20 protein-coding genes are annotated in these 24,102 nt (G+C 68.6%); 4 read left to right on the forward strand and 16 right to left on the reverse strand.

Annotated features, from left to right (window positions below):
* Positions 1 to 21: 21 nt before the first annotated feature.
* The 7 genes from rpsS to OG730_RS17340 all read right to left on the reverse strand — a co-directional run bounded on the left by rpsS (position 22) and on the right by OG730_RS17340 (position 5,414).
* Complete coding sequence (gene rpsS / locus OG730_RS17310; protein WP_023539342.1) at positions 22 to 303, reverse strand: 30S ribosomal protein S19; 282 nt, start codon at positions 301 to 303, stop codon at positions 22 to 24.
* 12 nt (positions 304 to 315) lie between these two features.
* Complete coding sequence (gene rplB, locus OG730_RS17315; protein WP_254387362.1) at positions 316 to 1,152, reverse strand: 50S ribosomal protein L2; 837 nt, start codon at positions 1,150 to 1,152, stop codon at positions 316 to 318.
* Positions 1,153 to 1,191: 39 nt separating this feature from the next.
* A complete protein-coding gene (rplW, locus tag OG730_RS17320) occupies positions 1,192 to 1,515 on the reverse strand; it encodes a 50S ribosomal protein L23 (protein WP_266934873.1) in 324 nt (107 codons plus the stop codon).
* A complete protein-coding gene (gene rplD, locus OG730_RS17325; RefSeq protein WP_030008466.1) occupies positions 1,515 to 2,165 on the reverse strand; it encodes a 50S ribosomal protein L4 in 651 nt (216 codons plus the stop codon). Before rplD ends, rplW begins: the two co-directional genes overlap by 1 nt.
* Positions 2,166 to 2,169: 4 nt before the next feature.
* Positions 2,170 to 2,814: a 50S ribosomal protein L3 gene (rplC, locus tag OG730_RS17330; protein WP_266880616.1), complete on the reverse strand. Its 645-nt coding sequence runs from the start codon at positions 2,812 to 2,814 to the stop codon at positions 2,170 to 2,172.
* A gap of 14 nt (positions 2,815 to 2,828) precedes the next feature.
* Entirely contained in the window at positions 2,829 to 3,137 is a 309-nt protein-coding gene (gene rpsJ / locus OG730_RS17335; protein WP_003948644.1) for a 30S ribosomal protein S10, read from the reverse strand.
* A gap of 483 nt (positions 3,138 to 3,620) precedes the next feature.
* Positions 3,621 to 5,414, reverse strand: coding sequence for a glycosyltransferase family protein (locus OG730_RS17340; RefSeq protein WP_327305088.1), 1,794 nt, complete (start codon positions 5,412 to 5,414; stop codon positions 3,621 to 3,623).
* Between the two features lie 172 nt (positions 5,415 to 5,586).
* On the opposite strand from OG730_RS17340, the gene OG730_RS17345 reads away from it, so the two are divergent.
* Positions 5,587 to 7,248 carry a hypothetical protein gene (locus tag OG730_RS17345; protein WP_327305089.1) on the forward strand — a complete coding sequence of 554 codons (1,662 nt, stop codon included), beginning with the start codon at positions 5,587 to 5,589 and terminating at the stop codon, positions 7,246 to 7,248.
* A 74-nt stretch (positions 7,249 to 7,322) separates the two neighbouring features.
* Here OG730_RS17345 and OG730_RS17350 read toward each other — a convergent pair whose 3' ends face one another.
* The 4 genes from OG730_RS17350 to rfbD form a co-directional block, all read right to left on the reverse strand.
* Positions 7,323 to 8,222, reverse strand: a complete 900-nt coding sequence (locus OG730_RS17350; protein ID WP_327305090.1) for a glycosyltransferase family 2 protein — start codon at positions 8,220 to 8,222, stop codon at positions 7,323 to 7,325.
* A gap of 6 nt (positions 8,223 to 8,228) precedes the next feature.
* On the reverse strand, positions 8,229 to 8,660 hold the full coding sequence (locus tag OG730_RS17355) for a DUF2304 domain-containing protein (protein WP_327305091.1): 432 nt from the start codon (positions 8,658 to 8,660) through the stop codon (positions 8,229 to 8,231).
* Positions 8,657 to 9,346: a glycosyltransferase family 2 protein gene (locus OG730_RS17360; protein WP_327305092.1), complete on the reverse strand. Its 690-nt coding sequence runs from the start codon at positions 9,344 to 9,346 to the stop codon at positions 8,657 to 8,659. Before OG730_RS17360 ends, OG730_RS17355 begins: the two co-directional genes overlap by 4 nt.
* A gap of 211 nt (positions 9,347 to 9,557) precedes the next feature.
* A complete protein-coding gene (gene rfbD, locus OG730_RS17365; protein WP_442814944.1) occupies positions 9,558 to 10,478 on the reverse strand; it encodes a dTDP-4-dehydrorhamnose reductase in 921 nt (306 codons plus the stop codon).
* 217 nt (positions 10,479 to 10,695) lie between these two features.
* On the opposite strand from rfbD, the gene rfbA reads away from it, so the two are divergent.
* A complete protein-coding gene (rfbA, locus tag OG730_RS17370) occupies positions 10,696 to 11,571 on the forward strand; it encodes a glucose-1-phosphate thymidylyltransferase RfbA (protein ID WP_327305093.1) in 876 nt (291 codons plus the stop codon).
* Positions 11,568 to 12,167: a dTDP-4-dehydrorhamnose 3,5-epimerase gene (gene rfbC / locus OG730_RS17375; protein WP_327305094.1), complete on the forward strand. Its 600-nt coding sequence runs from the start codon at positions 11,568 to 11,570 to the stop codon at positions 12,165 to 12,167. The genes rfbA and rfbC overlap by 4 nt, the downstream gene beginning before the upstream one ends.
* A 184-nt stretch (positions 12,168 to 12,351) precedes the next feature.
* Here rfbC and tuf read toward each other — a convergent pair whose 3' ends face one another.
* The 4 genes from tuf to rpsL all read right to left on the reverse strand — a co-directional run bounded on the left by tuf (position 12,352) and on the right by rpsL (position 16,709).
* The gene (tuf, locus tag OG730_RS17380; RefSeq protein ID WP_327309305.1) at positions 12,352 to 13,545 is read right to left on the reverse strand and encodes an elongation factor Tu; all 1,194 of its coding nucleotides are present in this window, start codon (positions 13,543 to 13,545) and stop codon (positions 12,352 to 12,354) included.
* Positions 13,546 to 13,694: 149 nt separating this feature from the next.
* Entirely contained in the window at positions 13,695 to 15,824 is a 2,130-nt protein-coding gene (fusA, locus tag OG730_RS17385) for an elongation factor G (protein WP_327305095.1), read from the reverse strand.
* Between the two features lie 39 nt (positions 15,825 to 15,863).
* Positions 15,864 to 16,334: a 30S ribosomal protein S7 gene (rpsG, locus tag OG730_RS17390; RefSeq protein WP_215023410.1), complete on the reverse strand. Its 471-nt coding sequence runs from the start codon at positions 16,332 to 16,334 to the stop codon at positions 15,864 to 15,866.
* Positions 16,335 to 16,337: 3 nt separating this feature from the next.
* Positions 16,338 to 16,709, reverse strand: coding sequence for a 30S ribosomal protein S12 (rpsL, locus tag OG730_RS17395; RefSeq protein ID WP_007265893.1), 372 nt, complete (start codon positions 16,707 to 16,709; stop codon positions 16,338 to 16,340).
* Positions 16,710 to 17,642: 933 nt separating this feature from the next.
* Between rpsL and OG730_RS17400 the strand changes: the two genes are divergently transcribed.
* Positions 17,643 to 20,108: a YfhO family protein gene (locus OG730_RS17400; protein ID WP_327305096.1), complete on the forward strand. Its 2,466-nt coding sequence runs from the start codon at positions 17,643 to 17,645 to the stop codon at positions 20,106 to 20,108.
* Positions 20,109 to 20,180: 72 nt separating this feature from the next.
* On the opposite strand, the gene OG730_RS17405 is transcribed toward OG730_RS17400, so the two are convergent.
* Positions 20,181 to 24,080, reverse strand: coding sequence for a DNA-directed RNA polymerase subunit beta' (locus OG730_RS17405; protein WP_327305097.1), 3,900 nt, complete (start codon positions 24,078 to 24,080; stop codon positions 20,181 to 20,183).
* Positions 24,081 to 24,102: the final 22 nt, after the last annotated feature.

The following is a 24,102-nucleotide window of genomic DNA, read 5'->3' on the forward strand; positions in this document are numbered from 1 at the left end:
ATAGTCGTAACCACCCCGCCTTTAGCGGCGCTTCGACTTCCGGTCGTCCTTGACGTGGCCGCGGAAGGTGCGAGTCGGCGAGAACTCGCCGAGCTTGTGGCCGACCATCGACTCGGTGACGAACACCGGGACGTGGATCTTGCCGTTGTGCACCGCGATGGTGTGACCCAGCATGGCCGGGATGATCATCGAGCGACGGGACCAGGTCTTGATGACGTTCTTGGTACCGGCTTCGTTCTGTACGTCCACCTTCTTGATGAGGTGTCCGTCGACGAAGGGTCCCTTCTTGAGACTGCGCGGCATCTAAACCCGCTCCTAGCGCTTCTTGTTCGTCTTGCGGCGGCGGACGATGTACTTGCTCGAAGCCTTCTTCGGCGAGCGAGTACGACCCTCCTTCTGACCCCACGGGGAGACCGGGTGACGACCACCGGAGGTCTTACCCTCACCACCACCGTGCGGGTGGTCGACCGGGTTCATCGCGACACCGCGGACGGAGGGGCGAACGCCCTTCCAGCGCATGCGGCCGGCCTTGCCCCAGTTGATGTTCGACTGCTCGGCGTTGCCGACCTCACCGACGGTGGCGCGGCAGCGCGCGTCGACGAGACGGATCTCACCGGACGGCATGCGGAGGTGGGCCATGACGCCCTCCTTCGCGAGCAGCTGCACGGAGGCACCAGCGGAGCGGGCGAACTTGGCGCCGCCACCGGGACGGAGCTCGATCGCGTGGATCGTGGTACCGACCGGGATGTTGCGGAGCGCCAGGTTGTTACCGGGCTTGATGTCGGCCGTGGGGCCGTTCTCAATCCGGTCGCCCTGCTTCAGGTTCTTCGGCGCAATGATGTAGCGCTTCTCACCGTCGGCGTAGTGCAGGAGCGCGATGCGCGCGGTGCGGTTGGGGTCGTACTCGATGTGCGCGACCTTGGCCGGCACGCCGTCCTTGTCGTGACGACGGAAGTCGATCACACGGTAGGCGCGCTTGTGGCCGCCACCCTGGTGTCGAACCGTGATCCGACCGGTGTTGTTACGGCCGCCCTTGCTGTGCAGGGGGCGGACCAGCGACTTCTCCGGCGTGGACCGCGTGATCTCGACAAAGTCGGCGACGCTGGAGCCACGACGGCCCGGGGTCGTCGGCTTGTACTTGCGGATACCCATTTCTCAGTCCTCGTCCGATTCCGGACGACTAGACCTCCGTTAGGAGGCCTGGCCGCCGAAGATGTCGATTCGGTCGCCCTCAGCGAGGGTCACGATGGCGCGCTTGGTGTCAGCGCGCTTGCCAAAACCGGTCTTGGTGCGCTTGCGCTTACCCTGACGGTTGATCGTGTTGACCCCGGTGACCTTGACCCCGAAGACCGCCTCGACGGCCTGCTTGATCTGAGTCTTGTTGGAGCCGGGCGCGACGATGAACGTGTACTTGTTCTCGTCCAGCAGCGCGTAGCTCTTCTCCGAGACAACCGGCTTGATCAGCAGGTCGCGCGGGTCATTGAAGGTCTTGCTGGTAACGGTCGCCTCAGACATCAGGCGTCGCTCCCTTCGGTCTCATCGGCCTTGGGGCCAGACACGAAGGACTCGAAAGCGGCCTGAGTGAAGACCACGTCGTCAGAGACGATCACGTCGTACGTGTTCAGCTGGCCCGGCTCCAGGATGTGCACCTGGGGCAGGTTGCGGGCGGACAGCCACGCAGCCTCGTCGGCGCGCTCGACGACCAGGAGCAGGTTCTTGCGCTCCGAGATCTTGCCGAACAGCGTCTTGGCGGCCTTCGTGGAGGCGGCACCCTCGACCACGCCGGTGACGACGTGGATGCGGGAGTGACGCGCACGGTCCGAGAGGGCACCGCGGAGGGCGGCGGCCTTCATCTTCTTCGGGGTCCGCTGCGAGTAGTCACGCGGCTGCGGGCCGTGGACGACGCCACCGCCAACGAACTGCGGAGCGCGGGTGGAACCCTGGCGAGCGCGGCCGGTGCCCTTCTGGCGGTACGGCTTGCGGCCACCACCACGGACTTCGCCACGACGCTTGGTCTTGTGCGTGCCCTGACGGGCAGCGGCCAGCTGAGCGACGACGACCTGGTGGATCAGCGGAACGCTGGTCTTCGCGTCGAAGATCTCCGCGGGGAGCTCGACGGTACCGGCCTTGTCGCCTGCCGGCGAAAGGATGTCAATGGTGCTCATTAACTCAAGCCCCCTTAACCGCGGTACGGACCAGGACGAGGCCGCCGTTCGGACCGGGGACTGCACCCTTGATGAGGAGCAGACCCTTCTCCGCGTCAACCGCGTGGATGGTCAGGTTCTGGGTGGTGACGCGCTCGTTGCCCATGCGACCGGCCATGCGCATGCCCTTGAAGACACGCCCAGGGGTGGCGCAGCCACCGATCGAACCGGGGGAGCGGTGCTTGCGCTGGACGCCGTGGCCGGCGCCGAGGCCCTTGAAGTTGTGACGCTTCATGACACCGGCGAAGCCCTTGCCCTTGCTGTTGCCCGTGACGTCAACCTTGACGCCGGACTCGAACACGGCAGCCGTGATCTCCTGGCCGAGCGTGTACTCGCTGGCGTCGGAGGTACGGAGCTCCACCAGGTGGCGGCGGGGGGTGACGTCAGCCTTGGCGAAGTGACCCTTGAGGGGCTTGTTCACCTTGCGCGGGTCGATCTCGCCGAAGGCGATCTGGACCGACTCGTAGCCGTCGACGTCGTTCGTACGGACCTGGGTAACAACGCAGGGCCCGGCCTTGACCACGGTCACCGGGACGACACGGTTGTTCTCGTCCCAGACCTGGGTCATGCCGAGCTTCTCGCCCAGGACGCCCTTGATCTGCTTTGCCATCTTCTCCGTGCCTCTCAGAGCTTGATCTCGATGTCAACGCCGGCCGGAAGGTCCAGGCGCATCAGCGAGTCAACGGTCTTGGGCGTCGGGTCGAGGATGTCGATCAGGCGCTTGTGAGTGCGCATCTCGAAGTGCTCGCGCGAGTCCTTGTACTTGTGCGGCGACTTGATGACGCAGTACACGTTCTTCTCAGTGGGCAGCGGCACCGGGCCCGCGACCGACGCACCAGTGCGCGTCACCGTCTCGACGATCTTCTTCGCCGACGAATCGATGACCTCGTGGTCGTAGGCCTTGAGCCGGATGCGGATCTTCTGTCCCGCCATGGCTACTCCGTAGTCCTGTCTGTTGTGGAAACGCTCTGGTTCTCGGCCGGCTGCGGATCGCTCCGCCGCTCTCCTCCGACCCACGCGGTCGGGCGTGTCGCGCTCCCTCTACAGAAAATTCCCATACGGAAATTCCCTCGTCCAAGGGGGCGCGGTCCCAAGACCGCAGATCGGGGGCAAACACCCACCGAGTACCTGGCAGGCACCGTGCTGACGCTTCCCAGAAGATTCCCGTACGTCCGCCCCATTGCTGCCCCGAGAGGCAGGTAAGGCGACGAGTACTGTGGGACTCGCTTCCGGTCCTCCCGGCGGGAGGCGCGCAGCATCGGCACACGGCCGAGCAACTTGAGTAGTCTGCCATACGAGACACGTACCTGGCCAATCGGGCGGAAGAGAATACCTCGCCACGCTGCGTGGTCAAGCCGCACCACGCAGCAGGGGGTCTCGCGGGGTCCGGCGGGGCCCCTCTTCGGACCGGCGGCGTCAGTGGTGACGCCAGAGCACCCAGCCGTGCTTCCTGCTCGCCCCGGCCACGTACCAGCCCGCGGGCGCCTGCGCCCAGGTGTCCTCCGGCCTGGTGTCCTTCCAGGTCAGCCTCAGTACGGCGGCGTCCGCGCCGGCCGGCGGCAGCTCGCCGCGCTTGAGGTCCCTGGTCCAGACCCGCCCGTCGTACACCTCGTACCCCTGGGCCATCCGCAGTTCCCAGTTCGTGCTCGGGTCCATCACCAGGTTCTCCCCCGGCTCCAGCCCCGCCGCCCCGGTGAAGCCCAGGGCGTCGCACTCGTGCTGCTGGGCGCGCGGGACCGCCACGTGCGAGGTCACCGCCACCGTCGCGTACGCGGCGAACACGGCCAGCGCCGCCGCCACGGCCCAGACCGCCCGGCGCCCGACGGCGATCCGCAGGACCACGCAGACGGCGAACACCAGCAGGGCTCCGGCCGTGGTCCGCCCCATGTGCAGCTTCGTCCACTCCGCGGCCAGGAACAGCGCGTCCGGCATCGCCCACGGGATGATGGCCACCTTGTGGAGGCGTTCGCCCACCACCTGGACGACGACCCCGCCCGTCACCACGGCGAACAGCACGGCGCCCGCCACCAGCCGCAGCAGCGCACCGGTCCGGGCCCGCCGCAGCGTCGCGACGCCGACCACGAAGAACGCCGGCAGCAGCGGGGCCAGGTAGCGGGCGTAGATCCAGTTGTCGACCCGGCGGTCCCCCGGCAGTCCCGCGGCGGAGGCGAGCGCGATCCCGCACAGCAGGGCGACCATCACGAAGGAGACCACCCGCGAGGCCCGGGTGAAGCGGGAGCTGAACACCGCGAACACGCACAGGACGATGGCGAGCGCGCCGAAGCCCCAGGACGAGACCGAGAAGTACCAGAACTGGCCGATCATGCGCGTCACCGTGCGGCGCAGCAGTTCGGGGTCGACGAGGGCGTCCAGGACCTTCGTGCCCACCGAGCTCGGCGGCTGGTCCTTGAACTGAGCTTCCAGCCAGACGGCCAGCAGCCGGGCGCCCACCACGGAGACCGCGAGCCCGCCCCAGGCCGCGAGCGCGGCCCGCCGCGGCGCCCACCGCCGGACGAGCGCGCCGAGGAAGACCGCCGCCGTGAGGGCCACCACGACCCCGCCCCGGTCGTGCACCGCCATGGCGTAGCCGGCCAGCAGGCCGGCCCCCGCCCCGTGCCACGCCCGGCGCCGGGCGTCGCCCTCGGTCAGCCAGCCGTGCAGCGTGATCAGCCAGCCGAGCAGGACCACGGGGAACACCGTGTCCGACATGGCGAACTCGGCATAGAAGACCACGGGCGGCATCAGCGCGGCCGCCGTGGCGGTCGTGAAGGAGAGCCCCCTGGACAGGTCGAGCCTGCGCAGGGCGGCGTAGGCCAGCAGGAAGACGAGCGCGTTCAGCAGCGTGTTGATGCCCAGGACCAGCTGGTACGCGGTGACCGGGTCGTCCGCGATCCGCAGGGCCGGGGAGATGAGGAGCGGATAGCCGCCGGGGATGACCGATCCGACCGGCATCTCCGTGGTCGGCCGCCCCGCGAGCACCCGGGCCAGGACGAGGTACGAGGACTCGTCCGCCTGGACCGACGGGTGCGTGCCGCCCCACACCAGCCAGAGGCGGAACAGCACCTGCGCCACGTATCCGGCGAGGAGCGCCGCCGGCCAGAACCACCGCCGGCCGAGGAGGGACGTCCGCAGTGCGAGGAGCCGTCCGGAGCCGGTCGAAGGCCCGGAACTCCGGGGATCCGACACCTCGTTGGCTCCCGCTTCGCCCATCGTTTCCGTTCCCGACCGCACCCCTGGCACTTCCCGTTCACTTGAGACCGCGTCCGCGCACGCGAGTGCGGTGGCGGCAGTCGCAACGGTACCAACGGGGCCGAACGGGGGACCTCGAAGAGGGCGGCCCGAGGTCATGGCGGGCGGCCTCGTGACGGTAAAGTCAACGGACATGACTGTCACCGCTCCCGCGCCCGCCCCGGTAGCCGAGCACCGGGCCCCGAGCGGCTCCAGTGGTCGGATATCCCGCGCTTTCGCCCTCACGGCCGCCGAGGCGGCCGTGTCCGTTTCCGCGGCGATCCTCCTGGTCCTGCTGAGCATGCGCCTCGACGTGAACCCCATGCGGCGGATCGGGCAGGTCAGCGGCCTGGCCGGCATCCAGCTGCGGCTCCTGGTGCTGCTGGCCGCGACCGTGGTGCTCTACCTGGTCCTGACCCGGTGGATGCCGAGTGCGGCGGTGCGGATCAGCGCGGCGGCCGTGGCCGGCCTGGCCACCGGTGTGACCGCGAGCGGCAGCGTGGTGGCCCTGCGGGGCACCTCCTGGACGTTCAACGCGTACGGCGGCGACGTCGGCAACCTGCAGCAGTGGGCGTACCACGTCATGGACGGGGTGCCGCTGCTGCCCGAGTACCCGCCGGGCTTCCCGTACCTGCTGGCGTGGGTCTCCCAGCTGTTCTTCGACGGCAACGCCTCGGTCGCCGTCAAGTGGGTCATGATCGGCTTCCTGGCGATCTCCGGACCGGCCGCCTACCTGGCCTGGCGCATGCTGCTGCCGCCGCTGTGGGCCCTCGGCATCGGCGTCACGGCCTCCCTGCCGCTGATGGAGCCGTACAAGCCGTACTCCCCCGTCGTCCTGATCATCGTCATCCCCGTGCTGGCCAAGCTCGCGCAGGTGGTGATGGAGTCCGCGAAGTACGGGCGCAAGCTCTCGCTCGCGATCGGTGCGGGTCTCGGAGCACTGCTCGCCGCGCTGTTCCTGCTGTACGCGGGCTGGTTCGTGTGGTCCGCGGTCGGCGTGATCGTGCTCTTCGCCGTGATCCTGACCGGCCGCGCCCGCTCGGGCGGGGTGCGCGGGCTGGTGGACGCGGTGCTGCCGCTGGCGGCGACCAGCGTCGTCTTCCTCGCGCTGGCGGGGCCGTACATGATCCGCCTGCTCCGTGCGAGCGGATCGACCAAGGACACCTACTTCTACTTCGACTCCGCCAGCGACCCGGCCTACTTCGCCATGCAGGGCTCGGCCTTCCCCGGCCCGCTGCGCTCCCTCGGGTGGCCGCTGCCGGGCGAACTCGGCGGCGTCGGCCTCTTCACCATCCTGCTGGTGGTCGGCCTGGGCGCGGTCATCGCCCTCGGCCTGCGCCAGCCGCTGGTGCTGACCCTGCTGGCCTGCACCGGCAGCGCCTTCCTGCTGCGCTACTGGTACGCCTCGCACATGTCGGCCGAGGGCGCGGTGCAGCTGTACCCGCGCACCAGCCTGCAGATCGTCTACTGCATGCTCGCGCTGTGTGGCCTGGCCGTGTACCTCGGCGCGCAGCGGATCGCGGCGTGGACCCGGGCCAACGAGGGGCGGATCCCCGGCCGGGACGCCCTGCGGGCGGCCGGGCGCAGGCCCCGGGCCGCGGTGATCGGGGTGCTGGTCTCGCTCGGGCTCCTCTTCGGCTCGGCCGGCTCGGCCACGGCCGACGCCTACATGCCGAGGAAGCCTTCCGAGAACACCCTCGGCACCCTCGCCTGGACCTCGCACGTGACGGGCAACCCCAACGGCAAGTGCTCGAAGTACGCCCCGCGCGGCAAGTGCTCGACGTACACCCCGCTGCAGCGCACGAAGAAGAACTGACGCGCGCGGGGCACGCAGCGGCAAGAACGGCCCGCCTCCGGTCCTCGGACCGGAGGTGGGCCGTTCTCCGTTCCTCAGCCCCGCCCGGCCGTGAAGGCGTGCCGGGCCAGCGTGCGGGCGCCCGCCCGGTGGCCGCGGCCCAGGGCGCCGGGCAGCATGCGCAGGGCGTGCAGGCGGGAGCCGTAGCGAAGCCGGGCGGCGCGGGCGGCCCTGGGCCAGCCGCGGGCCTCCATCCGCTCGGCGACGGCCGAGAAGTAGCGCTCGGACTCGGTGAAGCGGGTACCGGAGACGGCCTGGACGGAGGATTCGCTGTCCGCGTGGCGGCGGTACTGGAACACCGTGGTGGACGCGTCGATCACCATCCGCTCGCCGGCTTCGAGCAGGTCGACGACGAGGGCCAGGTCCAGGAGCACCGAGTAGCCGTCCCGGAAGTTCACCCGGCGCAGTGCCGGACCGCGCCAGGTGATCGACGGGAAGTAGAGCCAGTTCCCGCGCAGGACGCTGGCGGCCAGCTCCTCACCGGACATCACGGCCCGGCCCTTGACCCGGGGGGCGAACATCCACTGCTTGGCCGCGTCGGGCAGGCCCCGCGCGACCCGTCCCGAGCCGTCGATCACCTCGACGCCGGGCTGGACCATGCCGATCCCCGGGTGGGCGTCGAGGATTCCGCGCACGGTCGCCAGGTAGTGGGGGTGCAGCAGGTCGTCGCAGCCCATGATGACGACGTGGTCGGCCTCGGAGAGCTCGACGCACTTCTGGAAGTTCTTCGTGATGCCGAGGTTGCGCTCGTTGCGCAGGTACCGCACCCGCGCGTCGCCCAGCCCCTCGAACCAGCCGGGCACCTCCGGTTCCCCGCCGTCGTCGATCACGACGAGCCGGAAGTCCCGGTCGGTCTGGGCCAGGACGCTGCGGACCGCGTCCTGCATCTGCCCCACGTCCCCGTAGTACGGGAGCATGAAGTCGAAGGACCCCATGGGGCGTCAGACCTTCACGGAGTCCGTGCCGGTGGAGGACTCGGTGGACGACTCGGCGGCGGCCGCGGGGGCGTGGTCGTTCGCGCCGAGCCGGACGTCGTTGTGCCGCAGGCCTTCGTTGATGGCGACGGTGCGGGCGAGGTCGGTGATCTTCTTCTCCAGCGACCGGAAGCGCAGGAAGGTGTTGAGGGTGAGGAAGCCCATCGCAAGGACCATCACGTAGAGCACCAGGTCGGTGCCGCGGCCGACGCCGAGGTGCTGGGCGACCCAGGTGACGTCGGTCGGGCGGAGCACCGCGTACACGTTGACGACGACGAAGGCCGAGAAGGCTATGCGCTTCCAGGCCCGGTTCTGGGCCTGGCTCCAGGTCCGGATGAACATCAGTGCCATGGACACCGAACCCGCGATCAGCAGCAGCTGAATCCAGAAGTACTTCATCGACGCCCACGCTCCCGCAGTGAAATGTCAAAAACGATGTTGACGCCGTTGATCAGGGACTGGCCCTTGGCGCGCGAGTAGTCGGTGTAGAGGATGTCGACCGGAACCTCGGTGACCCGCAGGTCGGAGCCGGCGAGGAAACCGACGAGCTCGGAGGCGTGGGCCATGCCGTTCATCGTGATGTTCAGCCGCTCGGCGGCCTCACGGCCCAGCACGCGCAGGCCGTTGTGCGCGTCGGTGAGCTTGAGCTTGCGCGCGGTGGGGCTGACCGCGGCGGCCGTGCGCAGGACGACCTGCTTGATCCACGGCACCTGGCCGTTCTGTTCGATGAACCGGGAGCCGAGCACCACGTCGGCGTCACCGGCCCGCAGGATCGCGACCATCGTCTCGACGTCCTTGGTCTGGTGCTGACCGTCCGCGTCGAAGGTGGCGAAGTACCGTGCGCCGGGCTGGGCGAGTGCGTACATGAGGCCGGTCTGCAGGGCCGCGCCCTGACCGAGGTTGACCGGATGCCGCACCAGGTGGGCTCCGGTGGTCGCAATGTGCTCGGCCGAATCGTCCGTGCTGCCGTCGTCGACGACGACTATGTTCCGAAAGGTCTTACGGGCCGCCTCGACTACGCCGGCGATCACTTGGCCCTCGTTGTAGGCGGGTATGACCAGCCAGACATCGTCGTATTCGGACACGGTAGCTCCAACGGAACGAGGCACGTACGAGTGCTCAGTGATCGGTGTGAGGTCGCGATTCGGCATTGCCGTCTTCGAGCTCACTCAAGTCCGGGCCGTTCACGTCGGCCGTGTGTCGGGGCCCCAGGCCTTCTAGCATAGCGAGTTCGGGCACCCCGAAACTGGCCCGCAGGCAACGATCACACACACGGAGCGTTGTCCAGTGGCGTCCTCAGAGCGCCCGGCCGTCCCGGGCCCGCCGGGCCGGAGCGGCGAAACCGGGGGTGGCCAGGGCGTCGGCCAGTTGCTCCCGCCAGTCGCTCATCGGGGCCAGGCCCACCCGGGCCCAGCGGGCGTGTCCCAGGACGCTGAAGGCGGGGCGGACCGCGGGCCGCACGAAGGACTCGGACGTGGTCGGGCGGATCCGCTCGGGGTCCAGGCCGGACAGCCGGTAGACCTCGCGCGCGAGCCCGAACCAGGTGGTCGCACCGCTCGCGGTGCCGTGGTAGATGCCCGCGGGGGCCCGGCCGTCCAGCGCGGCGTGTCCGAGCTCGACGAGCCGCCGGGCCAGGGCGACGGACCAGGTGGGCTGGCCCTGCTGGTCGTCGACCACGTCCAGGGTGTCCCGCTGCGCGGCCAGCTTGAGCATCGTGGCGACGAAGTTCGGGCCGTGCTCCCCGTACAGCCAGGCGGTGCGGACCACGTAGCCGTCCTGCGGCAGGAGTTCGGCCACGGCCTGCTCGCCGATCAGCTTGGAACGGCCGTACGCGTTCACGGGCCCGGTGGCCGCGTCCTCGGCGTAGGGCTCCGAGGCGTCCCCGGGAAGCACGTAGTCGGTGGAGATCTGCAGCAGCCGCGCACCGCTCGCGGCGCAGGCCCGGGCGAGGATCCGTACGCCGGCGCCGTTGACGGCGGCGGCGGCCTCCTCGGCCGTCTCGGCGCCGTCCACATCGGTCCAGCCCGCGCAGTTGACGACCATCCCGGCGCCCTCGACGGCGGACCGGACGGCCGCCGGATCCGTGATGTCGAGCTCCGCACGGCTGAGGCCGACGGTCTCGATCGCGTGGCTCCGCAGTTCGGCCAGTACGTCCCGGCCCAGCATCCCGGCCGCGCCCGTAACGAGCCAGCGGCCTTTCCCCCCGTCACCGGTCACTTCTGCGGCGCCGCCTTCTGCTCGGCCCGCGGGGCACATCCATGGCCGGCTTCCCCATTGCCGTACCGCGAAATGCCCTTGTCCGATAACTCGTCGTTCCGTCTGGGCCAGAATCCGCCCCTCACCAGGATGCGCATGATCCGAACAGTAGCCGTGTGGTGCGTTCGGCACGGTCCGAATCGAAAACTGCCCCGCCCTCTCGCATAGGGTTGTCGCCATGCGTGGAATTCTCTTGGCCGGCGGCACCGGATCCCGACTCTGGCCGCTGACGCGGGCCGTGTCGAAGCAGCTGCTGCCCGTCTTCGACAAGCCGATGATCTACTACCCGCTCTCTACGCTCGTCATGGCCGGGATCAGCGAAATCCTCGTCATCACGACCCCGGAAGACCGCGACCAGTTCGAGCGTCTGCTCGGCGACGGCTCGCAGTTCGGCATCCGGCTGGAGTACGCCGTCCAGGAACGCCCCGAAGGCATCGCCCAGGCCTTCGTGCTCGGCGCCGAATTCATCGGCGACGAATCCGTCGCACTGATCCTCGGCGACAACATCTTCCACGGCAGCGGCCTCGGCACGCGCCTGGCGCAGCACACCGACTCCAAGGGCGGCCGGGTCTTCGCGTACCCGGTCGCGGACCCCTCCGCGTACGGCGTGGTGGAGTTCGACGCGGACGGCCAGGCCATCTCCATCGAGGAGAAGCCCGAGAAGCCGAAGTCCCGCTATGCCGTGCCCGGTCTGTACTTCTACGACAACCGCGTCGTGGAGATAGCCCGCGCCCTGAAGCCCAGCGCCCGCGGGGAGCTGGAGATCACCGCCGTCAACGACGCGTACCTCCAGGCCGGCGAGCTGAACGTCACCATCCTCGACCGCGGTACGGCCTGGCTGGACACCGGCACCTTCGTCTCGATGGTGCAGGCCTCCGAGTTCGTGCGCGTCATCGAGGAGCGCCAGGGGTTCAAGATCGGCTGCATCGAGGAGGCCGCCTGGCGGGCGGGCCTCATCGACTCCGCGCAGCTGCGCGCACTGGCCGAGCCGCTCACCAAGAGCGGTTACGGCGACTACCTGATCGGTCTGCTCGAAGAGGAAGCCGCACGATGAAGTTCCGCGAACTCTCCATAGAGGGAGTCTTCGAGATCACGCCCCAGCAGCACGGTGACCCGCGCGGCATGTTCATGGAGTGGTACCGCTTCGACCACCTCGCCGAGGTCGTCGGGCACCCGCTGAACCTGGCGCAGGCCAACATGTCGGTCTCCCAGCGCGGCGTGGTCCGCGGCATCCACTTCGCCGACGTCCCGCGCGGCCAGGCCAAGTACGTCACCTGCGTGCGCGGCGCCGTCCTCGACATCATCGTGGACATCCGGGTCGGCTCCCCGACCTTCGGCCGCTGGGAAGGCGTCCGGCTGGACGACGTGGACCGCCGCGCCGTCTACATCCCGGAGGGCATGGGCCACGGCTTCTGCGCGCTGACGGACGACGCCACGCTGTCCTACATCTGCTCGGAGACGTACAACCCGACGGCCGAGCACTCGGTCCACCCGCTCGACCCCGACCTGGGCATCGACTGGCCGGCGGACGTGCCGCTGCTGTCCGCCCGCGACGACGCGGCCCCCTCGCTGGCCGACGCCGTCGCGTCGGGCCTGCTGCCGGACTACGCCGCCTGCGTCGAGTTCACGGAGTCGCTGCGGGTGAAGTGACCGCCGCGCACGCCGAGTTACGTACGAAGAGGGCCGCACCCCGGGGGTGCGGCCCTCTTCGCGCGCCCTCGGCACGCGGCCCCGTACGACGAAGGGCCCCCGCTCCGTCGCGTGAACGACGGGGCAGGGGCCCTCCTGTCAAACATGGTGCCCGCGTCAGCGAGCTACCAGGTCAGAACACGAATTACTTCGTGATCTTGATGACCTGGCCGGCGCCCACGGTACGACCACCCTCACGGATGGCGAACTTGAGGCCCTCCTCCATGGCGACCGGCTGGATCAGCGCGACCGTCATCTCGGTGTTGTCGCCCGGCATGACCATCTCCGTGCCGGCCGGCAGGGTGACAACACCCGTGACGTCGGTGGTACGGAAGTAGAACTGCGGACGGTAGTTGTTGAAGAAGGGGGTGTGACGGCCACCCTCGTCCTTCGACAGGATGTAGGCCTGGGCCTCGAACTCGGTGTGCGGGGTGACCGAACCGGGCTTGATGATGACCTGGCCGCGCTCGACGTCCTCGCGCTTGATGCCACGGAGGAGCAGACCGACGTTCTCGCCCGCCTGGCCCTCGTCGAGCAGCTTGCGGAACATCTCGATACCGGTGACCGTGGTGGTGGTCTTGGTCTCCTTGATACCGATGATGTCAACGGTCTCGTTGACCTTCAGGATACCGCGCTCGATACGGCCGGTGACGACGGTACCGCGACCGGTGATCGTGAAGACGTCCTCGACGGGCATGAGGAACGGCAGCTCGGTGTCACGCGGGGGCGTCGGGATGAAGTCGTCGACGGCGGACATGAGGCCGAGAAGCTTCTCGCCCCACTCCTTGTCGCCCTCGAGCGCCTTCAGCGCGGAGACGCGGACGACCGGAAGGTCGTCGCCCGGGAAGTCGTAGTCGGAGAGGAGCTCACGAACCTCGAGCTCGACGAGCTCCAGGATCTCCTCGTCGTCCACCATGTCGGCCTTGTTCAGGGCGACGACGATGGAGGGGACGCCGACCTGGCGGGCCAGGAGCACGTGCTCCTTGGTCTGCGGCATCGGGCCGTCGGTGGCGGCGACCACGAGGATCGCGCCGTCCATCTGCGCGGCACCGGTGATCATGTTCTTGATGTAGTCCGCGTGACCGGGGCAGTCGACGTGGGCGTAGTGACGCGCCTCGGTCTGGTACTCGACGTGCGCGATGGAGATGGTGATACCGCGCTGGCGCTCTTCGGGAGCCTTGTCGATCTGGTCGAAGGCCGAGGCCTCGTTCAGGTCCGGGTACGCGTCGTGCAGCACCTTGGTAATGGCGGCCGTAAGGGTCGTCTTACCGTGGTCAATGTGACCGATGGTGCCGATGTTGACGTGCGGCTTAGTCCGCTCGAACTTCGCCTTCGCCACGGGGTCCTCCTGGAGAGTGGTTCTGTACGCCTTGCTCATCGGCGCCAGGTGATCTTTGCTGGATAGCCGGTTCCCCCGGGGCAACGGGAGGGTTACTCCTGTTGCCCCAGAGGCTCCGGTGACAAGCCTAAAGCGTGTACTCGGAAGAGTTACTCGCCCTTGGCCTTCGCGATGATCTCCTCAGCGACGTTCCGGGGAACCTCGGCGTAGGAGTCGAACTGCATCGAGTAGCTGGCGCGACCCGAGGTCTTGCTGCGGAGGTCTCCGACGTAGCCGAACATCTCCGAGAGGGGCACGAGGCCCTTCACGAGGCGAGCGCCGTGACGCTCCTCCATGGCCTGGATCTGGCCACGGCGGGAGTTGATGTCACCGATGACGTCACCCATGGACTCCTCCGGCGTGGTGACCTCGACGGCCATCATCGGCTCGAGGAGCACGGGAGAAGCCTTGCGCGCGGCCTCCTTGAAGGCCTGCGAACCGGCGATCTTGAAGGCGAGCTCGGAGGAGTCGACCTCGTGGTAGCCACCGTCGAGAAGGATGACGCGGACGCCAGTCATCTCGTAGCCGGCGAGGATGCCGAACTTCATGGCTTCCTGCGCACCCGCGTCGACCGAGGGGATGTACTCCCTCGGGATGCGGCCACCGGTGACCTTGTTCACGAACTCGTACGCCGGACCGTCGGCCTCGAGGATCGGCTCGATCGCGATCTGCACCTTGGCGAACTGACCGGTACCACCGGTCTGCTTCTTGTGGGTGTAGTCGTGACGCTCCACCGTCTGGCGGATCGTCTCGCGGTAAGCGACCTGCGGCTTGCCGACGTTGGCCTCGACCTTGAACTCGCGCTTCATACGGTCGACCAGCACCTCGAGGTGCAGCTCGCCCATACCGCCGAGGATGGTCTGGCCGGTCTCTTCGTCCGAGTGAACGTGGAAGGAGGGGTCCTCCTCCGCGAGAGACTGGATGGCGACACCCAGCTTCTCCTGGTCACCCTTGGACTTGGGCTCGATGGCGACCTGAATGACCGGGGCCGGGAAGTCCATGGACTCCAGGATGACCGGGTTCTTGTCGTCACACAGCGTCTCACCGGTGGTGGTCTGCTTCAGGCCCATGACGGCGACGATGTCACCGGCGCCCACCGCTTCGATCTCTTCACGCTTGTTCGCGTGCATGCGGTAGATCTTGCCGATGCGCTCCTTCTTGCCCTTGACGGAGTTCAGCACCGCGGTGCCGGCCTCCAGGCGGCCCGAGTAAACCCGGACGAAGGTGAGCTTGCCGAGGTGCGGGTCGCGCATGATCTTGAACGCGAGCGCCGCGAGGGGCTCCTCGTCAGACGGCTTGCGCTTCACGACGACCTCGGCGTCCCGGACGTCGTGGCCTTCGATGGCCTCGATGTCCAGGGGCGACGGGAGGTAGCGGACGACGGCGTCGAGCAGGGGCTGAACGCCCTTGTTCTTGAACGCCGTGCCACAGAACACCGCGGTGACGGTGGCACCCTTGTCGCCCTTGGAGCCGATGATGATGCGGCGCACAGCGGCGTGCAGCTGCTCGACGGTGGGCTCGACGCCCTCGAGGAACAGCTCCATGATCGCGTCGTCGTTCTCGGCGACGGTCTCGACCAGCTTGGCGTGCCACTCTTCAGCGGCTTCCTTGTGGGTGTCCGGGATGTCGACGATGTCGTACATCTCGCCCTTGGTCGCCTCGGCGGACCAAACGAACGCCTTCATGGTGACCAGGTCGACAACGCCCTGGAAGTCCATCTCGGCGCCGATGGGGAGCTGCATGACGATCGGAACCGCACCGAGGCGGTCCTTGATCATGTCGACACAGCGGTGGAACTCGGCGCCGGTGCGGTCCAGCTTGTTGACGAAGCAGATGCGCGGGACGCCGTAGCGGTCCGCCTGACGCCAGACGGTCTCGGACTGCGGCTCGACGCCGGCCACACCGTCGAAGACGGTGACGGCGCCGTCGAGGACGCGGAGCGAACGCTCCACCTCGACGGTGAAGTCGACGTGACCCGGGGTGTCGATGATGTTGATGGTGTGGTCAACATCTTCGAGCGGCCAGTGGCAGGTGGTAGCGGCAGACGTGATGGTGATACCACGCTCCTGCTCCTGCTCCATCCAGTCCATCGTGGCAGCGCCGTCGTGGACCTCACCGATCTTGTAAGACACACCGGTGTAGAACAGGATGCGCTCGGTGGTGGTCGTCTTGCCCGCGTCGATGTGGGCCATGATGCCGATGTTGCGCACCTTGGCCAGGTCAAGCGAAGTGGTAGCCATATCGGCTCAGTCTTCTCTCGGTCTCGATGTGGGTTCGGACTACCAGCGGTAGTGCGCGAAGGCCTTGTTGGACTCGGCCATCTTGTGCGTGTCTTCGCGCTTCTTGACAGCGGCGCCAAGACCGTTCGACGCGTCGAGCAGCTCGTTCATGAGGCGCTCGGTCATCGTCTTCTCGCGGCGGGCGCGGGAGTAACCCACGAGCCAGCGCAGCGCGAGGGTCGACTGACGACCCGGCTTGACCTCGATCGGCACCTGGTAGGTGGCGCCACCGACACGGCGGGACTTGACCTCGAGCGACGGCTTGACGTTCTCCAGCGCGCGCTTCAGCGTGATGACCGGGTCGTTGCCGGTCTTCTCGCGGAGGCCTTCCATGGCGCCGTAGACGATGCGCTCGGCGGTGGAGCGCTTGCCGTTCAGGAGGATCTTGTTGATGAGCGACGTCACCAGAGGAGATGCATAGACCGGGTCGATGATGACCGGGCGCTTCGGGGCGGGGCCCTTACGAGGCATTTTTTACTTCTCCTTCTTGGCGCCGTAGCGGCTGCGGGCCTGCTTGCGGTTCTTGACAGCCTGGGTGTCAAGCGCACCACGGATGATCTTGTAACGAACACCCGGCAGGTCCTTCACACGGCCACCACGCACGAGCACGATCGAGTGCTCCTGCAGGTTGTGTCCCTCACCCGGAATGTAGGCCGTGACCTCGATGCCAGAGGTCAGACGCACACGCGCGACCTTACGCAGCGCCGAGTTCGGCTTCTTCGGGGTGGTCGTGAACACACGCGTGCAGACGCCGCGACGCTGGGGCGAAGCCTCAAGCGCGGGGGTCTTGGTCTTCTCGACCTTGTCCTGCCGGCCCTTACGGACCAGCTGCTGGATCGTAGGCACTACTTCTCCGGTTTCTGTGTGCCGTGTAGTGAAGCTAACCTGGAACATTTGCCGACCCACGCGGTCGGGTGTGTCGGATCCGGCGGACCTCCACGCAAGCGTGGAAACGCATGAATCGCGGTGGCTTGTACGACTCGAGTGCGGTTGATGGACACGCACAGGAGCCCAGGCACACCCCAGGCACAAGGTCTGAGCGTACCCACCGCATCCACTCCGGTCAAAACAAAAGCCCCTGACCCGGAAGCCCGAAGGGCCCTGCGGTCAGTCGCCACAAGGCCGAGGCCGGGATGCAGTCCCTCCGATGTGCGGCCGTGGTGCACATGTGCTACGTGGAGCGCGCCGCCCCTCCCCGGCCCGCGGCGGCTCCCGCGCCCGCGCGGGGCCGTTCCCGCCCGGTGCGACGCCCCCTCGGAGGGCCGCCCGGGAGCTGCGGGAGCGGCGGGAGCTGCGGGAGCGGCACCCCGCGGCTCCGCCGAAGGGGGGAAGCCCCGTACCCGGAGCCGGGGAACGCACCCTGCGCACACGCGTCCGGGAGGCCCCGGCGGCAGCCGCCCCGACGAACGCCCCGCCACCCGCCCCGGCCGGCGCGTCCGGCCCCCCAGCAGCCCGTCCCGGGCCTCCGGCGGCCGGACCCCGCACCCCCGAGGCCGAGCCCGCGCGCCGGACCCGTACACCGCCGACCCGCGCACCCCGGGGCCGCGCTCCGCCGCCGCCGAACCGGAGCGGCCGCGCGGCACCATGAAGGCGGCTGCCGCCCAAGGCCCAACGGCCCTGCGGACGAGGCCCGATGGACCCACGGGCTCGGGCAAAAAACCGGCGCAACACCCCAACGCCGCAACGCCGGGCGGGCCCGCCTCCGACCTAAACTGACGAGTCAGACAAACCAGCCATATGCACCAGTAGTCGGACAGTAGACCAGCAGGGAGCAGACCCTTGGGGACCTTGGCCGTCGAGCACGCGACGCAGAGCAGCCCACCCCCCGACCGGGGCCGGCCCGCACCACGCCGCGCCACCCGCTCCTACGGCCCGCTCCTCGCGTTCCTCATCGCCTCGGGCGCCTTCTGCGCGTCCTGGGCGGCCCGGGGCACCTTCCCCTTCGGTACCACCGGCCGGGCCATCAACGACCAGGCCAACCAGTACGTCCCGTTCCACCGGGCCCTGTGGGACCTGGTCCACGGCCAGTCCGCCGGCGACCTCCTCTTCACCTGGCGCGGCGGCTTCGGCCAGCAGTTCCTGTCCGACTACTCCACCTACCTCGGCAACCCCTTCTCCTGGCTGGCCGTCCTGGTCCCCCGCGCCCACGTGGACCTCGCCGTCTTCGCGATCACCCCGGTCACGATGGGCACCGCCGCCGCCCTGATGGCCGTCTACCTCGGCAAGCTGCAGCCCGGCCCGTGGTGGCAGCGCGGCGTGCTCGGAGCCGCCTACGGGCTGTGTGGCTGGGCCCTCAGCGACGCCTCGTACATCCCCATGTGGATGTGGGGCCTGGTCGCGCTCCCGCTCCTGGGCATCGCCGTCGAGTGGTGCCTGGAGGAGCGTCACTGGCCGGGTGCCGCGCTGCTGGTCGCCCTCGCCTGGTTCGGGAACTTCTACACCGCGATGATGGCGACGATCGCCGCCTGCGTGCTGCTCGCCGTCCGCCTGATCGTCCTCGACCTGACCCGGGCCCAGCGGCTGCGCGCCGTAGGGCGGGCCGGGACCGCCGCCGTGACCGGCGTCCTGCTCACGCTCCCCGTCCTGCTGCCCTCGTTCCTCTCCAGCGGAGCCTCCCAGCCCACCCGGGCGGCCGCCTTCGATCCCGTCCGGATCGAGGTCTTCCTGACCGGCATGCTCCCCGGCACCCACCTGTGGGGCGGCCGCCCGCGCCTGTACGTGGCCTCGCTCGGGCTGATCCTGGCCGGGTCCTTCCTCCTCAACAAGGCCGTCGCCCGCAGGACCCGCCTGGTGTGGGCGGCGGCGGCCCTGCTCGTCGTCCTCTCCTTCCAGTTCCCGCCCACCCAGTACGTGTGGCACGGGCTGGCGGTGCCGAACGGCAACCCCTACCGCGAGACCTTCGTCTTCAGCGGCATCCTCGTGATCATCGCCTGGCTCTCGCTGGCCAACCGGCCCCGCCCGGCGCACCTGGCGCTGACCGCCGGCCTGCTGGTCGCCGCGACCTTCGCGCTCCGCCACACCAACGACTTCGGCGGCGCCACCTGGCCGGCCGTTCTGGGCGGCGGCGCGGTGTCGCTCCTCGCCCTGGTCCTGCTGGCGCTGGGCGAGAAGCGCCGGGCACTGATCCCCGTGGCCGCGGTCCTCATGGTCGGCGTCGTCTTCGCCGAATCCACCGCCGCCGCGGTCAACGCGGACGCCCGCCGCGCCCGCGAACGCTGGGCGAAGCCGATCGCCACCTCCAGCAGGTCGATCACGAACCACTTCGACGCGGTCCGCTCGGTCGACGGCTGGCCCGCCTACCGGACCGACTCCGGCGCCCCGTGGACCTCGTACAACGACCCGCTCTCCCTCCAGGCCGAGGGCCCGCAGTACTACAGCAGCTACCTCCCCGAGAGCACGTACAAGGCCCTCGAACCCCTCGGCTACGGCTACACGAACGACGGCCGCACCTTCTTCGGCGCCGACAACCCCGTCCTGGACGCGATCTTCTCGATCGGCGCCCGAGCCGAACCGGGTCCGGAGAAGAACAGCTGGACGGCCCACAGCTTCCCCGCCCCGCCCCTGGTCACCGTCCGCAGCGCCCCGTACGCCTCCCCCAACCCCCCGGCCAGCGTCTACGCCCACCAGGAGCAGGTCCTCGGCGCCACCGTCTACCAGGTCCCGCCCGTCACCCGGGGCGGCACCGCCTCGAAGCAGCGGTACACCGCCACGTGCACCCCCGGCTCCGAAGCCTTCTGGTACTCGCCGCAGCTGTACGGCACCCTCGGCTTCGCCGGCACCGAGAGGCCCCTGGCGGACCGCGCGGCCGGGGTCCTCCGCCTCGGCGAGGTCCCCGCCTCCGGCCGGGTCGACGTCACCGTACGGACCCGGACCCGGGGCGGCACCGCGGGCGCTCACCCCGTCGGCTGCCTGGACCGGGCCGCGCTCGCCACGACGGTCGGCCGCCTCACGGTCACGGGCGCCGGCCACGTCACCGCGGGCGGCCACAGCATCGAGGCCACCCTCCCGAAGGGAGCCTCCGGCACCGCCGTCTTCGCGATGACCGCCGTCCCCGGCTGGCAGTGCTCGGCCCCGATGAAGAGCTTCCACGGCCTGGTCGCCCTGGACATCCCCCGGAACACGAACAAGCTCTCCTGCACCTTCACCCCCCGGGGCCTCACCCCCGGCCTGGCCGGCGCCACCCTCGCCCTCCTGGCCCTGGCCTCGGTCACGGTGACGGGCCTGCGGCGCCGCCGGCGGGCCTGACGCCGGACGCGAAGAAGCCCCCCGCCTCTCCTCTCGGAGCGGCGGGGGGCTTCTTCGTACTAGCTAACGAGCTCAGCCGTTGTACGGGCCGTAGTCGTAGTCCTCCAGCGGGACAGCCTGGCCGGAGCCGGTGCCGAAGGGCGAGTAGTCGATGTCGTCGTAGCCGACAGCCGAGTACATCGCGGCCTTGGCTTCCTCGGTCGGCTCGACCCGGATGTTGCGGTAGCGGGCGAGGCCCGTACCGGCCGGGATGAGCTTACCGATGATGACGTTCTCCTTGAGGCCGATCAGGGAGTCGGACTTGGCGTTGATCGCCGCGTCCGTCAGAACCCTGGTCGTCTCCTGGAAGGACGCCGCCGACAGCCAGGACTCGGTCGCGAGCGAGGCCTTGGTGATACCCATCAGCTGCGGACGGCCGGAGGCGGGGTGACCGCCCTCGGTGACCACACGACGGTTCTCGGTCTCGAACTTCGACCGCTCGACCAGCTCGCCCGGCAGGAGCTCCGCGTCGCCGGACTCGATGATCGTCACGCGGCGCAGCATCTGCCGGATGATGATCTCGATGTGCTTGTCGTGGATCGACACGCCCTGCGAGTTGTAGACCTTCTGGACTTCGCCGACCAGGTGGACCTGGACCGCACGCTGGCCGAGGATGCGCAGCACGTCGTGCGGGTTGGTGGCACCCATGGTCAGCTTCTGGCCGACCTCGACGTGGTCACCCTCGCTGACGATGACCTTGGCGCGCTTGGAGATCGGGAAGGGCGTCTCCTCGCTGCCGTCGTCGGGCGTGATGACGATCTTCTTCGTCTTCTCGGTCTCCTCGATCCGCACGCGGCCGGCGGCCTCGGAGATCGGGGCGACACCCTTCGGGGTACGGGCCTCGAAGAGCTCGACGACACGCGGCAGACCCTGCGTGATGTCGTCACCGGCCACACCACCGGTGTGGAAGGTACGCATCGTCAGCTGGGTACCGGGCTCACCGATGGACTGGGCGGCGATGATGCCGACCGCCTCACCGATGTCGACCAGCTTGCCGGTGGCGAGCGAGCGTCCGTAGCAGAAGGCACAGGTGCCGACCGCGGACTCACAGGTCAGGACCGAGCGGGTCTTGACCTCCTCGACGCCGTTCGCGATGAGGGCGTCGATGAGCACGTCGCCGAGGTCCACGTTGGCCGGCGCGATGACCTTGCCGTCGATGACGACGTCCTCGGCCAGCATGCGGGCGTAGATGGAGGTCTCGACGTCGTCGGCCTTGCGCAGAACGCCGGTCTCGTCCTTGACGCCGATCTTCAGCTTCAGGCCGCGCTCGGTGCCGCAGTCCTCCTCGCGGATGATGACGTCCTGCGAGACGTCCACCAGACGACGGGTGAGGTAACCCGAGTCGGCGGTACGCAGGGCGGTGTCCGCCAGACCCTTACGGGCACCGTGCGTGGAGATGAAGTACTCCAGAACGGTGAGGCCCTCACGGAAGGACGCCTTGATCGGACGCGGGATGGTCTCGTTCTTCGCGTTCGACACCAGACCACGCATACCGGCGATCTGTCGCATCTGCATCATGTTTCCTCGGGCACCCGAGTCAACCATCATGAAGATGGGGTTCGTCTTGGGGAAGTTCGCGTTCATCGCCTCGGCAACCTCGTTGGTCGCCTTGGTCCAGATCGCGATGAGCTCCTGCGTGCGCTCGTCCTTGGTGATCAGACCGCGCTCGTACTGCTTCTGGACCTTCTCGTCCAGCTCCTCGTAGCCCTTGACGATGGCCTTCTTGGCCTCGGGCACGACGACGTCGGAGATGGCCACGGTGACGCCCGAACGGGTCGCCCAGTGGAAGCCGGCCGCCTTCAGGTTGTCGAGCGTCGCCGCCACGATCACCTTGGGGTAGCGCTCCGCCAGGTCGTTGACGATCTCGGAGAGCTGCTTCTTGCCCACCGAGTAGTCGACGAACGGGTAGTCCTCGGGAAGCAGCTCGTTGAAGAGCGCGCGACCCAGGGTCGTCTTCAGACGGAAGCTGTCGCCCGGCTGGAACTCCTGCTCGCCCTCTTCGGCGATCGGCGCCACCCAGCCGCGCGGCGGGATGGTGCCCACCGGGAAGCGGATGTCGACGGCCGACTGGAGAGCCAGCTCACCGTTGTCGAACGCCATGGTCGCCTCGGCGGTCGAGCCGAACGCGCGGCCCTCGCCCTTGACGTCACGGAGCTCGCCGTCGGTGGTGAGGAAGAACAGACCCAGCACCATGTCCTGGGTCGGCATGGTGACGGGACGGCCGTCTGCCGGCTTCAGGATGTTGTTCGAGGACAGCATCAGGATGCGGGCCTCGGCCTGCGCCTCTGCCGAAAGCGGCAGGTGCACGGCCATCTGGTCACCGTCGAAGTCCGCGTTGAACGCGGTGCAGACGAGCGGGTGGATCTGGATGGCCTTGCCTTCGACCAGCTGGGGCTCGAAGGCCTGGATGCCGAGGCGGTGCAGCGTGGGCGCACGGTTCAGCAGAACCGGGTGCTCGGCGATGACCTCTTCGAGCACGTCGTAGACGACCGTGCGGCCGCGCTCGACCATGCGCTTCGCCGACTTGATGTTCTGCGCGTGGTTCAGGTCGACCAGGCGCTTCATCACGAACGGCTTGAAGAGCTCCAGCGCCATGGCCTTGGGCAGACCACACTGGTGCAGCTTCAGCTGGGGACCGACGACGATCACGGAACGCGCGGAGTAGTCCACGCGCTTGCCGAGGAGGTTCTGACGGAATCGACCCTGCTTGCCCTTCAGCATGTCGCTGAGGGACTTCAGGGGACGGTTACCGGGACCGGTGACCGGACGACCACGACGACCGTTGTCGAAGAGGGCGTCGACGGCCTCCTGAAGCATGCGCTTCTCGTTGTTCACGATGATCTCGGGGGCACCGAGGTCGAGGAGGCGCTTCAGACGGTTGTTGCGGTTGATCACGCGGCGGTACAGGTCGTTCAGGTCGGAGGTCGCGAAGCGGCCACCGTCCAGCTGCACCATCGGACGCAGGTCCGGCGGGATCACCGGCACGCAGTCCAGAACCATGCCCTTGGGCTTGTTGCTGGTCTGCAGGAACGCGGAGACGACCTTGAGGCGCTTGAGCGCACGGGTCTTCTTCTGGCCCTTGCCGGTACGGATGATCTCGCGGAGGCGCTCGGCCTCTTCGTCGAGGTCGAAGGACTCCAGACGCTTCTGGAGCGCCGCGGCGCCCATGCAGCCGTCGAAGTACGTACCGAAGCGGTCGCGCAGCTCGCGGTAGAGCAGCTCGTCGCCCTCGAGGTCCTGGACCTTGAGGTTCTTGAAGCGGGCCCACACCTCGTCGAGGCGGTCGATCTCGCGCTGGGCGCGGTCACGGAGCTGCTTCATCTCGCGCTCGGCACCTTCGCGCACCTTGCGGCGTACGTCGGCCTTGGCGCCCTCGGCCTCGAGCTCGGCCAGGTCGGTCTCGAGCTTCTTGGCACGGCCTTCGAGGTCCGAGTCGCGTCGGTTCTCGATCTGCTGGCGCTCGACGGAGACGTGCGCCTCCAGGGACGGGAGGTCGCGGGTGCGGCGCTCGTCGTCCACGAACGTGATCATGTACGCGGCGAAGTAGATGACCTTTTCGAGGTCCTTCGGCGCGAGGTCCAGCAGGTATCCGAGGCGCGACGGGACGCCCTTGAAGTACCAGATGTGGGTGACGGGAGCGGCAAGCTCGATGTGGCCCATCCGCTCGCGACGCACCTTGGCGCGCGTGACTTCGACGCCACAACGCTCACAGATGATGCCCTTGAAGCGGACACGCTTGTACTTACCGCAGTAGCACTCCCAGTCCCGGGTCGGACCGAAGATCTTCTCGCAGAAGAGTCCGTCCTTCTCGGGCTTGAGGGTGCGGTAGTTGATGGTCTCCGGCTTCTTGACCTCGCCGTGGGACCAGGTTCGGATGTCGTCCGCGGTGGCAAGGCCGATCCGCAGCTCGTCGAAGAAGTTGACGTCGAGCACTGTGCGTCAATCCCTCTTTCGG

The organism is Streptomyces sp. NBC_01298 (assembly GCF_035978755.1).
GTDB lineage: Bacteria > Actinomycetota > Actinomycetes > Streptomycetales > Streptomycetaceae > Streptomyces.

Coding starts and splice junctions, on each gene's coding strand:
- rpsS (WP_023539342.1), bottom strand. CDS start 303: ATGCCGCGCAGTCTCAAGAAGGGACCCTTCGTCGACGGACACCTCATC.
- rplB (WP_254387362.1), bottom strand. CDS start 1,152: ATGGGTATCCGCAAGTACAAGCCGACGACCCCGGGCCGTCGTGGCTCC.
- rplW (WP_266934873.1), bottom strand. CDS start 1,515: ATGTCTGAGGCGACCGTTACCAGCAAGACCTTCAATGACCCGCGCGAC.
- rplD (WP_030008466.1), bottom strand. CDS start 2,165: ATGAGCACCATTGACATCCTTTCGCCGGCAGGCGACAAGGCCGGTACC.
- rplC (WP_266880616.1), bottom strand. CDS start 2,814: ATGGCAAAGCAGATCAAGGGCGTCCTGGGCGAGAAGCTCGGCATGACC.
- rpsJ (WP_003948644.1), bottom strand. CDS start 3,137: ATGGCGGGACAGAAGATCCGCATCCGGCTCAAGGCCTACGACCACGAG.
- OG730_RS17340 (WP_327305088.1), bottom strand. CDS start 5,414: ATGGGCGAAGCGGGAGCCAACGAGGTGTCGGATCCCCGGAGTTCCGGG.
- OG730_RS17345 (WP_327305089.1), top strand. CDS start 5,587: ATGACTGTCACCGCTCCCGCGCCCGCCCCGGTAGCCGAGCACCGGGCC.
- OG730_RS17350 (WP_327305090.1), bottom strand. CDS start 8,222: ATGGGGTCCTTCGACTTCATGCTCCCGTACTACGGGGACGTGGGGCAG.
- OG730_RS17355 (WP_327305091.1), bottom strand. CDS start 8,660: ATGAAGTACTTCTGGATTCAGCTGCTGCTGATCGCGGGTTCGGTGTCC.
- rfbA (WP_327305093.1), top strand. CDS start 10,696: ATGCGTGGAATTCTCTTGGCCGGCGGCACCGGATCCCGACTCTGGCCG.
- rfbC (WP_327305094.1), top strand. CDS start 11,568: ATGAAGTTCCGCGAACTCTCCATAGAGGGAGTCTTCGAGATCACGCCC.
- fusA (WP_327305095.1), bottom strand. CDS start 15,824: ATGGCTACCACTTCGCTTGACCTGGCCAAGGTGCGCAACATCGGCATC.
- rpsG (WP_215023410.1), bottom strand. CDS start 16,334: ATGCCTCGTAAGGGCCCCGCCCCGAAGCGCCCGGTCATCATCGACCCG.